The 13,640-nt window shown below is 32.9% G+C and carries 10 protein-coding genes; 6 read left to right on the top strand and 4 right to left on the bottom strand.

The window, feature by feature from the left end; genetic code table 11:
- Positions 1 to 198 precede the first annotated feature (198 nt).
- The 6 genes from FDM27_RS08845 (at position 199) to FDM27_RS08820 (ending at position 9,651) form a co-directional block, all read left to right on the top strand.
- On the top strand, positions 199 to 3,795 hold the full coding sequence (locus tag FDM27_RS08845; protein ID WP_140485985.1) for a PAS domain S-box protein: 3,597 nt from the start codon (positions 199 to 201) through the stop codon (positions 3,793 to 3,795).
- Positions 3,796 to 3,801: 6 nt separating this feature from the next.
- Complete coding sequence (locus FDM27_RS08840; RefSeq protein WP_140485984.1) at positions 3,802 to 4,203, top strand: response regulator; 402 nt, start codon at positions 3,802 to 3,804, stop codon at positions 4,201 to 4,203.
- 115 nt (positions 4,204 to 4,318) lie between these two features.
- Complete coding sequence (locus tag FDM27_RS08835; protein WP_071185950.1) at positions 4,319 to 6,181, top strand: DNA topoisomerase IV subunit B; 1,863 nt, start codon at positions 4,319 to 4,321, stop codon at positions 6,179 to 6,181.
- 5 nt (positions 6,182 to 6,186) lie between these two features.
- Positions 6,187 to 6,597: a nucleotidyltransferase substrate binding protein gene (locus FDM27_RS08830; RefSeq protein WP_071185949.1), complete on the top strand. Its 411-nt coding sequence runs from the start codon at positions 6,187 to 6,189 to the stop codon at positions 6,595 to 6,597.
- Complete coding sequence (locus FDM27_RS08825; protein WP_071185948.1) at positions 6,597 to 6,899, top strand: nucleotidyltransferase family protein; 303 nt, start codon at positions 6,597 to 6,599, stop codon at positions 6,897 to 6,899. Before FDM27_RS08830 ends, FDM27_RS08825 begins: the two co-directional genes overlap by 1 nt.
- Positions 6,900 to 6,915: 16 nt before the next feature.
- Positions 6,916 to 9,651 carry a DNA gyrase/topoisomerase IV subunit A gene (locus tag FDM27_RS08820; RefSeq protein WP_140485983.1) on the top strand — a complete coding sequence of 912 codons (2,736 nt, stop codon included), beginning with the start codon at positions 6,916 to 6,918 and terminating at the stop codon, positions 9,649 to 9,651.
- A gap of 31 nt (positions 9,652 to 9,682) precedes the next feature.
- Here the strand turns inward: FDM27_RS08820 and FDM27_RS08815 are convergent, their stop codons facing one another.
- The 4 genes from FDM27_RS08815 to FDM27_RS08800 all read right to left on the bottom strand — a co-directional run bounded on the left by FDM27_RS08815 (position 9,683) and on the right by FDM27_RS08800 (position 13,617).
- A complete protein-coding gene (locus tag FDM27_RS08815; RefSeq protein ID WP_083382148.1) occupies positions 9,683 to 10,336 on the bottom strand; it encodes a PolC-type DNA polymerase III in 654 nt (217 codons plus the stop codon).
- A complete protein-coding gene (locus tag FDM27_RS08810; protein ID WP_071185946.1) occupies positions 10,336 to 12,270 on the bottom strand; it encodes a DUF294 nucleotidyltransferase-like domain-containing protein in 1,935 nt (644 codons plus the stop codon). Before FDM27_RS08810 ends, FDM27_RS08815 begins: the two co-directional genes overlap by 1 nt.
- Positions 12,271 to 12,422: 152 nt before the next feature.
- Positions 12,423 to 13,193 (bottom strand): TerC family protein, encoded by a 771-nt coding sequence (locus FDM27_RS08805; protein ID WP_071185945.1) that lies wholly within the window; start codon positions 13,191 to 13,193, stop codon positions 12,423 to 12,425.
- A 34-nt stretch (positions 13,194 to 13,227) separates the two neighbouring features.
- Positions 13,228 to 13,617 carry a DNA topoisomerase IV gene (locus FDM27_RS08800; protein WP_071185944.1) on the bottom strand — a complete coding sequence of 130 codons (390 nt, stop codon included), beginning with the start codon at positions 13,615 to 13,617 and terminating at the stop codon, positions 13,228 to 13,230.
- Positions 13,618 to 13,640 lie beyond the last annotated feature (23 nt).

Genomic DNA, 13,640 nt, shown 5'->3' with positions numbered 1-13,640 from the left:
ATAAAAAAATATTTTTAGTATTATTTATGTTTGTTTTTTTTAGTTTTTGTGTTAATTACCTGTGAAATTAATTTGAGCTTCAGTCTAAAATGTTCTAGGTTTAGAATGGATATTTTTTATATTTGCCTGACTCTTCATTGTCTTATTTGCTTTTGGGCACTACAATGATTTTATATTGATTTCTGTTAATTCGTAAATATGGTAAATAAGTTAAAAGCATCTGTAGAATTAACACTGTTAGTATTTATCATGACCTTATTTATTATAGGAATTGGTATTTATGGTATTTTAGAAATAAGACAATTAAATAATAGTTCGAAAGAATTATACAACGACAGAATGCTACCAATGGATCAATTGGCAGATATTCGTTTTCATACTTCTAGTATAATTGCTACTGCACATCAGGTTGATAATAATACGATTTCTTATAGTGAAGCATTGCAAAAGCTAACTCAGGCTCAGGATAGCATTAAAGTAAATTGGGAAAATTATAGATTCACTTATTTTACAGATAAAGAAAAGAAGTTGGTTTCTAAAATGACGGTTAATATTAATCAGACCAATAATACAATTGAAAAATTAAAATTAATATTAAAAAAAGAGGATAGCAGTTTACTTCATTCTATTCTCAAAAATCAATTGTACTCTGAATTAAATTCAGTAATAATTAGTGCCACTAATTTACTTCATTTACAAGTTGAAATTGGAAAAAAAATTAATAAAAACAACGACAAAGTTTACAGTAGTTATAGCCAAAAATTTTTGTGGATTCTATTTATAACCTTTCTCTTTGTTCTTCCGTTTACCTATTATCTTATAAAGAAGAACAGTACTATTATAAGTAGCTTAAATCTCAATGCGGTCAAGCTTTTTCTTTCTGAAAAAAATTACCGGAATCTGATTGAATATGCTGGAGAAGCTATTTTAATTTTGAATGAAGCAACAGAAATTATTGACTTAAATGATGCTGCTTGTGTTTTATTAGGATATACACGAGAGGAGTTGCTTAAGATGAGGATTTCAAATTTAGTGTCTCCAGAAGATGTTGAGAAACAAAAAGAAGATATCAATTCTGTTATAAAGAACAAATTTGCAATAATCAATAGAAAAATAAGAAGAAAAGATGGTGTTTTTATTGAAACCGAAATCAGTAATAGATTGATGGAGGGTAAAGGTTTTTTTGCTATTGTTCATGATATTACCGCACGTAAAAAAACAGAAGAAGCAATAAAGAAATCAGAAGAAAAATACAGGTATTTGTTTGATAATAATCCTGCTTATATTATTATTTGGGATATAGAAACATTGGCTATTTTAGAAATAAACAATGCTGTTTTAAATAAGTATGGTTATACTAAAGAAGAATGGGAAAGAATGTCGGTTTTAGATTATCGTCCTCAAGAAGATTATAATGACATAAAAGATTTTGCTCAATATATGATGATCAATGAAGAGTCTATTTCTAAAAGAAATTGGCGTCATTGTAAGAAAAACGGAGAGGAAATGATTATGGAGATAGCTTCTCATAAGATTAAGTATAATAACCGGAAAGCTGTGCTTTCTTTGGCAAAAGATATCACTGCTCAAGCAAAAGCAGAAGCTCAATTAATTGAAAGGGAAGCTCAATTGGATTTGTTTATTGAACACAGTCCGGCATCTTTAGCAATGTTTGATACTAATATGTGTTATTTAGCAACAAGTCGTCGTTGGATGGTAGATTACAATCTTTTAGGTCAAGATATTATTGGAAAAAGCCATTATGAAGTTTTTCCGGAAATTGGTCAGGAATGGAAAGATATTCATCAGCGATGCTTGCAGGGAGCGATTGAAAAAAGAGAGGAAGATTCTTTTTTGAGAGCCAATGGAACTGTGGATTGGATGAAATGGGAAATACGTCCTTGGTACAAATCGTCTAACGAATTAGGTGGTATTATTATGTTTACTGAAGTGATAACCGAACGTAAGAAAGCTACTGAATTGTTTAAAAAACAATTTGAAAATTCTCCCGATATTATTTTATATGTAAATCAATTTTATAAAATTGAAGCTATTAATAGGGTGCATCCAAAGGTAGGGACAAAGGAAGATGTTTTAGGTATGGATTGCATTGATATTTTACCGGAAGAAAGTCGTAAAGATGCAAAAGAGGCTATAGTGAAATGTTTTGCTACTGGGGAAAGTCAGGAAATTGAAAACGCATTAAACCACCAACGTTGGGTACGTTCAAGAATAGTTCCTTTGGTTGTTAATAATGAGGTTACTCATGTAATGATTTTTGCAACTGATTTGTCAGAACGAAAACAAGCTGAACTTAAACTTAAACAGAGTGAGGAGAAACATCGGGTTTTGACAGAAAATATAAGTGATGCCATTCTGCTTTTAGATGAAAATGCTAAAATTGTTTATCAAAGTCCTTCGGCTGAGAAAATATCAGGTTATAGCTATGAAGAGGCTAGAGATAGATGTTTCACTGAATTTTTAACTTTGGAAGAAATAACACGAGGGAAACTTTTTGTAGAAGAAGTGATGAAAGCTCCTAATGAGCCAAAACAAAATCAATTTAGACTTATTCATAAAAACGGACAAGAAATTTGGGTAGAGGGAACAGCTTTGAATTTACTGGAAAAAGATAGTGTAAATGCAATAATTGTAAACTATAGGGATATTTCTAAAAGAAAAGAATTAGAAGTTCAACAGGCTTTAACAGCTTCTATAGTTAATTCATCTGATGATGCTATTATTAGTACAACATTGGATAATGTTATTACTTCCTGGAACAAAGGGGCAGAAAAAATATTGGGTTATTCAGCAGAGGAAATGATAGGAGGTACTATTTTAAAGTTTATTCCGGAGTATTTAAAAGGAGAGGAAAAAGAAATTTCGGCTCAAATAGTTATTGGACAAGCTGTTGATCATTTTGAAACGATAAGACAAAAGAAAAACGGAGAACTTATTTATGTTTCATTGACTATTTCGCCTATTTATGACAAATTAGGCAATGTGGTAGGAGCCTCAAAGATTATGAGGGATATTACTGAGAGTAAGACATTTGAAAATGAATTAATTCGTTATAATACCGAATTAAAAAAAACAAACGCCGAATTAGACCGATTTGTATATAGTGTTTCGCATGATCTAAGAGCGCCTCTTAAATCGATGTTGGGACTTATTTATATAACAACCGAGGATGTTAGAGAAAATGAAATGCTCGATAATAGTTTACCAATTATAGAAAGATTGGATTTATTGGATAAAAGCGTTGCTAAACTAGATGGTTTTATTGAAGATATACTTGATTATTCCAGAAATGCCCGTTTGGAATTAGTCTATGAGGAAATTGATTTTGAAAGCTTAGTTCATGAGGTAAAAAGCCAACTTAAGTTTACAGATGAAAGTCAAATTGATTTTAGTGTTTCAGTAAAATCCAAACAGCAATTTTCGTCGGATTGTCAAAGATTGAAGGTCGTTTTAAATAATATTATTTCAAATGCTTATAAATATTCAGATACCGCAAAAGAAAAATCTTTTATAAATGTTGCTTTTTCTCCTGATACAACTAAGGCAACTATTATTATTGAGGATAATGGAATAGGTATTGTAGAAAGTGATCGAGAAAAAATATTTGATATGTTTTATCGTGCTACTACAGTTTCAACTGGTTCGGGTCTTGGGTTATATATTGCTAAAGAAACAATAGATAAACTTGGTGGTAAAATTAGTGTTGAATCTGAGTATGGAAAAAAATCAAAATTTTATATTGAAATACCTAATAAAATCAATCTGTTAAACTGATTTTTTATGAAAACCAACCACATTTTATTAATTGACGACAATGAAATTGATAATATTGTCAATAATCATGTCATTATAAAAAGTAAAATAGCTGAAAAGATTACAATTAAAAAATCTGCCATAGCTGCATTAGAATATTTAAAATGTCAAGAAGGCAACACTATGGAATTTCCAGATTTGATTTTTTTAGATATCTCAATGCCTGTTATGGATGGCTTTGGATTTTTGGAAGAAATAATGAAATTTCCCAAACCTAAAGAGAAACAGTTCTCTGTTGTTATGCTTAGTTCATCTGATAATCCGAATGATATTAAAAGAGCAATGAGTTTTGAAGTTGTGATTGATTTTTTTACTAAGCCATTACGAATTGGTATGATAGAGGATTTGATTAAGAACAAAAATTTGTAAAATATAGATTTTGTATTAAATCCGTTTTGTCAATATCATTTTTAATAACTTTGGAAAGAAGCGCTTTTAAAATATATCGAGAAATGTTATATTAGCAGAAAATCCACAGAATTTAATGTCAGAGCAAAGTAAATATACCGAAGATAATATTCGGTCACTCGACTGGAAAGAGCATATCCGTATGCGTCCCGGTATGTATATCGGAAAATTAGGAGACGGGTCCTCGCCCGATGATGGTATCTATATTTTACTAAAAGAAGTTATTGATAACTGTATCGATGAATTTGTCATGGGTACAGGAAAAACTATTGAGGTAAGCATCAAGGATAAAACCGTGGCTGTTAGAGATTATGGTCGTGGGATTCCATTGGGGAAAGTGGTGGATGTGGTTTCCAAGATGAATACCGGAGGAAAGTATGACTCTTTAGCTTTTAAAAAATCGGTTGGTTTAAATGGAGTAGGTACCAAGGCAGTGAATGCTTTGTCTAATTATTTTCGTGTAGAATCGGTACGAGAAGACAAGCAGAAAGCGGCCGAGTTTTCTGCCGGTAATTTGGTTTTGGAAGAAGATATTATTGAAACTACCAAACGAAAAGGAACCAAAGTTACTTTTACTCCTGATGAGGCAATTTTTAAAAACTACAAATTCCGTAATGAATATGTAGTGAAAATGCTGAAGAATTATTGTTATCTGAATGCAGGATTAACAATAATTTACAATGGCGAAAAATATTTTTCAGATAATGGACTGAAAGATTTATTAGATGAAAATATTGCTATCGAGGATATGGTTTATCCAATTATTCATCTGAAAGGAGAGGATATTGAAATAGCTTTAACACACAGTAAGTCCCAATATAGTGAAGAATACCATTCTTTCGTAAATGGACAAAACACCACTCAGGGAGGGACACATTTAGTCGCTTTTAGGGAAGCGATTGTAAAAACTATCCGTGAGTTTTATAATAAAGGTTTTGAGCCTTCGGATATTCGAAAATCGATTGTTAGTGCGATAAGCTTGAAGGTTATGGAACCTGTTTTCGAATCGCAAACCAAAACCAAATTAGGTTCTACAGATATGGGTTCTGATCCCGGAATGCCTTCGGTACGTACTTATGTCAATGATTTTGTCAAAAATAATTTAGATAATTATCTACATAAAAATCCGGAAACTGCCGACTTGCTTTTGCGTAAAATTTTGCAAGCAGAAAGGGAGCGTAAGGAACTTTCGGGTATTCGAAAATTAGCCAAAGACAGAGCTAAGAAAGCGAGTTTGCACAATAAAAAATTGCGTGATTGCCGCGTGCATTTACCCGATATTAAGAACCCACGTTATTTAGAAAGTACCCTTTTTATTACCGAGGGAGATTCGGCTTCCGGGTCGATTACGAAATCGCGCGATGTAAACACACAGGCTGTATTTAGTTTGCGTGGTAAGCCTTTGAATTCATACGGAATGAGCAAAAAAATTGTTTATGAAAATGAAGAATTCAACTTATTGCAAGCCGCTTTGGATATCGAGGACGATATGGAAAACCTGCGCTACAACAACATTGTTATCGCAACCGATGCCGATGTCGATGGAATGCACATCCGTTTGTTGTTGATTACATTTTTTCTGCAATTTTTCCCGGAGTTAATCAAAGAAGGGCATTTGTATATTTTGCAAACGCCACTTTTTAGAGTTCGAAATAAAAAAGAAACTATTTATTGCTATTCTGAAGAAGAACGAAAAGCAGCCATAGAGAAATTAAAACCAAAACCTGAAATCACCCGATTCAAGGGATTGGGAGAGATTTCGCCAAATGAGTTTCAGTTTTTTATTGGTGAAGATATTCGATTAGATCCTGTTATGATGGATAAACATACTTCGGTAGAACAATTGTTATCCTTCTATATGGGTAAAAATACTCCTGACCGACAAGAATTTATCATCAAGAATTTGAAGGTGGAGTTGGATACAATTGAAGAAGCTTAGAATTTATGGAAAATCAGGATATTCGTTGGAAACAGAGGTTTGAACATTTTGTAAATGCATTTAAGCAATTAAAAAATGCTAAGCAACTTAAAGAAGAAAGAGATTTTACTGAATTAGAACTACAAGGGGTAATTCAGGCATTTGAAGTTTCTCAAGAATTGTCTTGGAAAGTAATGAAAGATTTCTTGGAAGAACAAGGAAAAACAGATTTGTTTGGTAGTAAAAATGCTGTAAAAGAAGCTTTTAATGTTGGACTTATTTCTAAAGGAGAAGTCTGGCTAGATATGATTAAAAGCAGAAATCTTACTTCTCATATTTATGATGAGAAAGAGGTTTTGGCTATTTTGGAGATTATATTGAATGATTATTTTCCTGTTTTCATCGATTTTGAAAATAAAATGAAAAGCCTTTTATAATGTTTGGAATTTATCCTAAAAGCTATCAGGAAATTTTGATGATTTTTGAAGATTGTCTTTCAATTGATGAGGTAGTTATCTATGGTTCCAGAGCCAAGGGAAATTATAGGGAAGGTTCAGATATTGATATTACATTAAAAGGAGAGGTGACCAAAGAAGATTTAAATAAGTTATGGCATAAATTAGATGATAGTTTTATCCCTTATAAATTTGATATATCGATTTATAAGGATTTGAAATCTGAAAGTTTAATAGAACATATCCAAAGAGTTGGTAAAACTTTTTATAAAAGAAAAAACTGAAATAAATTCAGCATAAATGAAAGACGAAGAAGACGATAACATAATTCCAGATAACGAAGAAAATAATTCTGAAGAGAATCCTATTGATGAAAATCAAGATGGAGCCGATGCTGATGAAATTATTCACGTAGATGCTAAGCACTTTGAAGGAGAGCATTTTTACGATCAGGATGAAGAAGGAGATGGCAATGATACCATTACCAAAGTTACCGGTATGTACAAGGACTGGTTTTTGGATTATGCTTCTTATGTAATTCTGGAACGTGCCGTTCCTGCCATAGAGGATGGTTTTAAACCCGTTCAACGCCGTATTATGCACTCTTTGAAAGAGTTGGATGATGGGCGTTATAATAAAGTGGCTAATGTTGTAGGGCATACCATGCAATACCACCCTCACGGAGATGCCAGTATTGCTGATGCGATGGTGCAAATAGGTCAAAAAGATTTATTGATAGATTGTCAGGGAAACTGGGGTAATATTTTAACGGGCGATGGAGCTGCGGCTTCCCGTTATATCGAAGCACGTTTGTCAAAATTTGCTTTGGAGGTTTTGTATTCGCCAAAAATCACTGATTGGGGCGTTTCTTATGACGGACGTCGTGCTGAACCAAATAATCTTCCGGTTAAATTTCCGTTGCTTTTGGCGCAAGGAGCTGAGGGAATTGCCGTGGGACTTTCCACTAAAGTCCTGCCTCATAATTTCAATGAATTAATTGATGCTTCGATAAAAATATTAAAAGGAAAGCCTTTTACGTTATATCCTGATTTTATGACTGCGGGTATTGCCGATGTGTCTAATTACAATGATGGTATGCGTGGCGGGCGTGTACGTGTGCGTGCTAAGATTTCGCAAATTGATAAAAACACTTTAGCAATTACCCAAATTCCGTTTTCGACAAATACATCGACTTTGATTGATAGTATTTTGAAAGCCAATGACAAAGGGAAAATCAAAATCAAGAAAATTGAAGACAATACCGCCGCCGATGTTGAGATTTTAATTCACCTTTATCCGGGAGTTTCTCCTGATAAAACCATTGATGCCTTATTTGCTTTCACGGCCTGTGAGACTTCGGTGGCGCCTTTAGGCTGTGTGATTGAGGATAATAAACCTTTGTTCATAGGAGTTTCGGCGATGTTGAAAATATCGACCAATAGAACTGTCGATTTACTTCGTCAGGAATTGGAAATTCATTTAGAGGAATTAAAAAATAAATGGCATTTTTCTACTTTAGAAAAAATCTTCATTCGTGAAGAAATGTACATCGATTTCAAATTGTATCATGATAAAGAATCATTATTCAAATACATGTATGATCGTTTTGAGCCTTTTACAAAATCATTCGTCAGAGAAATTAATGATGACGATTTGCAACGATTGACTCAAATTCCGATGATTCGTATCACTCGTTTTGACTCTGACAAAGCCGATGAATTTATCGCTAAGTTAGAAGATGAGATGAGGGAAGTGGAACATAACTTAGAACATATAATTGATTTTGCTATTGCTTATTTTACCAAATTAAAAGAAAAATACGGTAAAGGACGTGAACGCCAAACCGAATTACGCATTTTTGATGATATTGAAGCAACAAAAGTAGTATTGAGAAATACCAAGTTGTATGTGGATAGAGCAGAAGGTTTTGTAGGAACCAGCTTGAAAAAAGATGAATATGTAACGGATTGTTCCGATATTGATGATGTGATTGTTTTTCTGCGTGACGGAAGTATGATGATTACTAAAGTCGATGCAAAAACCTTCGTGGGTAAAGACATTATTCATATCGCTATTTTTGACAAAAGTGATAAACGTACCATTTATAACATGGTGTACCGCGACGGAAAATCAGGACCTTCTTATATCAAGCGATTTAATGTTTCGGGAATTACCAGAGACAAAATGTATGATTTGACAAATGGTACCAAAGGTTCTCAGGTGTTGTATTTTACCTGTAATCCTAACGGAGAAGCTGAGGTAATTACAGTTCTTTTACGTCAAATAAGCAGTATTAAGAAGTTGAAATTCGATTTGGATTTTGCTAAATTGGCAATTAAAGGTCGTGCTTCTAAAGGAAACCTGGTAACCAAATATCCAATTAAGAAAATCGAAATTAAGGAAAAAGGAATTTCGACTTTGTTGCCAAGAAAAATTTGGTATGACGATACAGTACAACGTTTAAATGTTGACGGTAGAGGAGAATTATTGGGAGAATTTAGACCAAGTGATAAAATTTTAATTATCCAGCAAACCGGTAAATTAAAGGTAATCATTCCTGAATTGACGACTCATTTTGAACCCGATATGATTGTTTTGGAAAAATGGATTCCTAAAAAACCTATTTCGGCTATTTATTTTGATGGAGAAAAGGAACGTTATTATTTAAAACGTTTTCTGGTGGAAACCGAAAATAAAGAAGATAGTTTTATTTCTGAACATCCTAATTCGCAATTAGAATTAGTTTCTACCGATTATCGTCCTGTAGTAGAATTGATTTTTCCAAAAATTAAAGGTGTACAAAAAGAATCGATAACGGTTGATGTTGAGAGTTTTATTGCTGTAAAAGGATTTAAGGCCCTCGGAAATCAATTGACAACTGATAAATTAAAACAGGTAAATGCTTTAGAGCCTTTGCCTTATGAAGCTCCGGAAGAAATTATTGCCGAATCGCTGGAAGTAAGAGGAGAATTGAATGCTGATGATAGTGAAATTCAGCTGGAAGATGACGGACAAATAACCTTGTCTTTGGATTAGTAAAAAGCTTCTGCTGCGGCAGAAGCTTTTTTTATCGAAACAACTGATATAACATAATTTCATTTTTTTCTTTTAATTTACGTATAATTTTAAGGAAAGCGATTGCTGTAATATAAGCGTCTCCCATAGCGGTATGTCGGTCTTTTTTAGAAATATCAAATTTATCTGCCAGATCGTCTAAGGTATAATGGTCTTTATGCTGTAATAAGTTAGATTTTATTAGTGTTTTCTTGTATAAAATGGCTGTATCTAAGGTTTTGTTAGTTAGTTTCGCTAATCCGTTTCTTTCCAGAGCAGTATTAATCATAGTGATGTCAAACTTAGTATGATGAGCAATTATGATTGAGTCGCCCAAATAGTCCAAGAGTAATTGTAATACTTCAATTTCAGATTTGTGATTCAATACATCCCGTCTTATAATTCCGTGTATCTGAACACTGGATTTGTCAAAATGTTCCTGATCGATATAATGCTCAAAACTGTCCTGGACATTGATAGTCCCATTTTGTAAAACAATAGCACCTATACAAAGAATACGATCTGTAACATAATCAAAACCTGTAGTTTCGGTGTCTAAAACTACAAATCGTGCCGATTCAATAGGAATATTCAGACTCTCATCTATAGGTTCTTTTAGGATTCCTAAAATTTGAAGCGATTCAATGATTTTTTCTTTAATAGTCATTATATTGTAATTTTTCCGGGATTAAAACGCATCGAAATAACTTCTTGTAGTTCTTTTATGGTTTTAAATGCCCCTTTTAGTTTAACTTTTTCTAATTTAGAAAGCGCCTCTAGCTCGATAAATTGCCCTGAATCATGGTGTAAAAGACCTTGTTTGGTTCTGAATTTTAATAATGCTTTATACGAATAAGCACAGGATAAGTATAATTCTTTGTTTTGAGGTTCAAGTTCAGCTAATTTTTCAAATCGTTCATAAGTATTACTGATTCCTTTAACGGAATGGGATAAAATTAAAACCCTTGCCGCATCGGCCAGGGGCATCAAAGCACGACGTTTTATATCAAAGAAATCTTTGTGAGCACCGTCTTGTTCAACAAGAAATTGTCTAAAAAATCCTGTAGGCGATGGACTTTGCAGTGCACCACTAACCAAGTGCACATAGAAAATAGGATTAGCATCAATATCTCCAAAAATATAATCGGCTAATTCATTAGCGAGTTCTCTATCGCCATAAGACAAGCTATAATCAAAAAAGATGAAAGATAGCAATACTTCGTCTTTTCCGGGTTTACTAATCCAGTCATGAACCAGTTCTTTCCATTGATTTAAACTCAAACACCATTTAGGATTGGAAGCCATCATTTCGGCAGGACAATATTCATAACCAATTTCAAATAACCCTTTGTTGACTTCAGCAGCTAATTCCAGAAAATATTTTCGGGTTTTTTCCTGTATTGCTTCCGGAACATCTTCATAGATTAAGGCGTTATCCTGATCGGTATGTAATAATTGTTCGCTACGACCTTGGCTTCCTAATGCCAGCCAGGAGAAACGTGCCGGAGGAGGCGTTTTCATTTTGGCTAAAGACAATTCGATTACCCTTTTAATACAAGCATCGTTTAATTCGGTAATAATTTTAGATGTTAATGTTATCGGGATATTTTGATTCAAATAGCCTTGTAACAACTGCATAATTTTGGCACGAATAGGCTTAATTGCTTTGGCTTTTTTGACTCTTTTTAATGCTTTTATCAATACGGCAGGATTATTTCCCAGAGCCACCATCACATCATGTTTGGAAAGAATTCCTACCGCTTTTGTATTGGCTGTTCCGTCTTTTGTTAGACATAAATGACTGATATTACTTTTCATCATTGCCATTTGGGCTTGAGTAATCGTCATTTTTTTAGAATAGGTAATCACAGGAGAATTCATGATTACATCCGCTGTAGTATTAATCGAATATTCACCGGTTACAATTTTATTTCTTAAATCTTTATCGGTAATAATTCCTATGGGCAACATATCTTCTACTACCAGCATGGCTCCAATGTTTTTTTTGGTCATTGTTACCGCAATTTCTTTGGCGGTAGCCGCACGCGAACAAGTAATAATTTTTTTAGAATATTTAATGGGTTGTAAATCCAAAATTTTATTATCGGTATCGATAACTTCTCCGGAGTTTTCACTATTAAAATCACTTCCATATAATTTGTCGCTATGGCTTTTAGAAAAGGGATTTTGTGTGTTAGAAGCAAAACTGTCTATGATGAAGCTACCAACATTTGAGTTTTTTATGGCATAAGGTTTGAAAATGGCAATCGGGATGGCATAAAGAATGGTTTCTTCGTGCGTTCGAGCCTCCATTTTATAATTTTCATGTGCAATTAACGGACGTAAACCAAAAATATCGCCTTCGTCACACATATCTAAAATATCGTTTTTCTGATTTTTTAAAAGTTCGACAGCACCTTTGTGAACCACATAAAAAGAATCATGGGTTTCTTCATTTTCAGTAAAAATTACTGCTCCTTTATCTTTGTAAATTATTGAAACCTGTTCCGAAAGTACTTCGATGTCGTGTTGATCTAAAAAATTAAAAGGAGGGAAGTTTTTTAAAAAGTCGGCTACCCTTTGCGAAATAGTGTTTTTCATTAAAAAATATTTTAGGCTGTATTGGTATCTGTTTTTAGAAAAGAAATTAGCAATTCTTTACTTTTTTATAGTTGCTAATGTATTAATTTTTATGTTCTCAAAAGCAAAAAAGCCCCTAATTAAGGAGCTTCTTTGTAATATTGTACGATGATTTATTTTTTTCTGGTGGTTTTCATATTTAATACTTCAACCAATAACGAAAAACTTATAGCAAAATACAAATAGCCTTTTGGAATTGGTGTAACATGACTGCCAAAAATTAGTGCATTAGATAAATGTGCACTTTCGGTAATCAGCATTAAACCTATTAATATTAAAAATGATAATCCTAAAATTTGAATGGAAGGGTTTTTGTTTACAAAAGTCCCCACAGGAACGGCAAATTGCATCATAATTAATACCGAGATAATTACTGCTGTAACCATAATATATAAGGCACCGGGAACTCCACTAGTCATTCCCACAGCTGTTAAAATACTGTCAAATGAAAATACTAAGTCAATTAAAATAATTTGTACAATAACACTACTAAAGGATTTTGCCGCCGATTTCCCTATTTCTTTTTCTTCCTCTCCTTTGTGATCTACTTTTTCTCTAATCTCATTGGTACTTTTATAAATTAAGAACAATCCACCTAATAAAAGAATGATACTTTGTCCGGATATTTGAGCATCTATCCAGCTAAAATTAATTGTAAACCAAGGTTCTTTCATGGCAATTAAAATGGTAATTCCAAAAAGAAGAATGATACGCATAAACATGGCTAAAAACATACCAATTTTAGTTGCTTTTTTTCTACTTTCCTCAGGCAGCTTTCCTGTTGCTATCGATATAAAAATGATGTTGTCAATTCCCAGTACAATTTCCAGAAAAGTTAATGTTAATAAAGCGATCCAGGCATCAGGATTTAAAAATACTTCCATAGTATTAAGTTAAGATTAAAGAATAATGCGAATTTTATAATTCACCAATTTTAGTTACAGTTCCTTTTTGTTTTTGGTCAGAACCTACAATACCAAATTCAAAGGTATATGAATTTCCTGAAGTCGTCAAGATTTTCATACCAATTGATTTTTCTTCTGCCATATTTTTGGGATGCAGTTTTTTTAGCACATATTCGCAATCGTTTACCCAGCGGATAGAAGCTGTATCAGTTTTTCCTTCGAATGTTTCAATTTCGATACTGTCGTTGCGTTCAAAAAGGGTTACTTTTTTTACGCCGTCTACTTCATATTCAAAACGGAATTTTCCGGTTTTAAAATATTTACAGTTACGTTCTGCATTATAGCAGGAAGTTACAATTATCAAAAGTAAAGGAAAAATGAGTAATGTTTTTTTTATAGTCATTGTATTTATTATTTAAAATGATT

Source organism: Flavobacterium sp. GSA192 (genome assembly GCF_006386525.1).
Classification (GTDB): Bacteria; Bacteroidota; Bacteroidia; order Flavobacteriales; family Flavobacteriaceae; genus Flavobacterium; species Flavobacterium commune.
Note: the sequence above shows the minus strand (reverse complement) of the source record. Positions and strands in the feature narration are given on the sequence as shown.

Coding starts and splice junctions, on each gene's coding strand:
- FDM27_RS08810 (WP_071185946.1), bottom strand. CDS start 12,270: ATGAAAAACACTATTTCGCAAAGGGTAGCCGACTTTTTAAAAAACTTC.
- FDM27_RS08815 (WP_083382148.1), bottom strand. CDS start 10,336: ATGACTATTAAAGAAAAAATCATTGAATCGCTTCAAATTTTAGGAATC.
- FDM27_RS08840 (WP_140485984.1), top strand. CDS start 3,802: ATGAAAACCAACCACATTTTATTAATTGACGACAATGAAATTGATAAT.
- FDM27_RS08835 (WP_071185950.1), top strand. CDS start 4,319: ATGTCAGAGCAAAGTAAATATACCGAAGATAATATTCGGTCACTCGAC.
- FDM27_RS08820 (WP_140485983.1), top strand. CDS start 6,916: ATGAAAGACGAAGAAGACGATAACATAATTCCAGATAACGAAGAAAAT.
- FDM27_RS08830 (WP_071185949.1), top strand. CDS start 6,187: ATGGAAAATCAGGATATTCGTTGGAAACAGAGGTTTGAACATTTTGTA.
- FDM27_RS08800 (WP_071185944.1), bottom strand. CDS start 13,617: ATGACTATAAAAAAAACATTACTCATTTTTCCTTTACTTTTGATAATT.
- FDM27_RS08805 (WP_071185945.1), bottom strand. CDS start 13,193: ATGGAAGTATTTTTAAATCCTGATGCCTGGATCGCTTTATTAACATTA.
- FDM27_RS08845 (WP_140485985.1), top strand. CDS start 199: ATGGTAAATAAGTTAAAAGCATCTGTAGAATTAACACTGTTAGTATTT.
- FDM27_RS08825 (WP_071185948.1), top strand. CDS start 6,597: ATGTTTGGAATTTATCCTAAAAGCTATCAGGAAATTTTGATGATTTTT.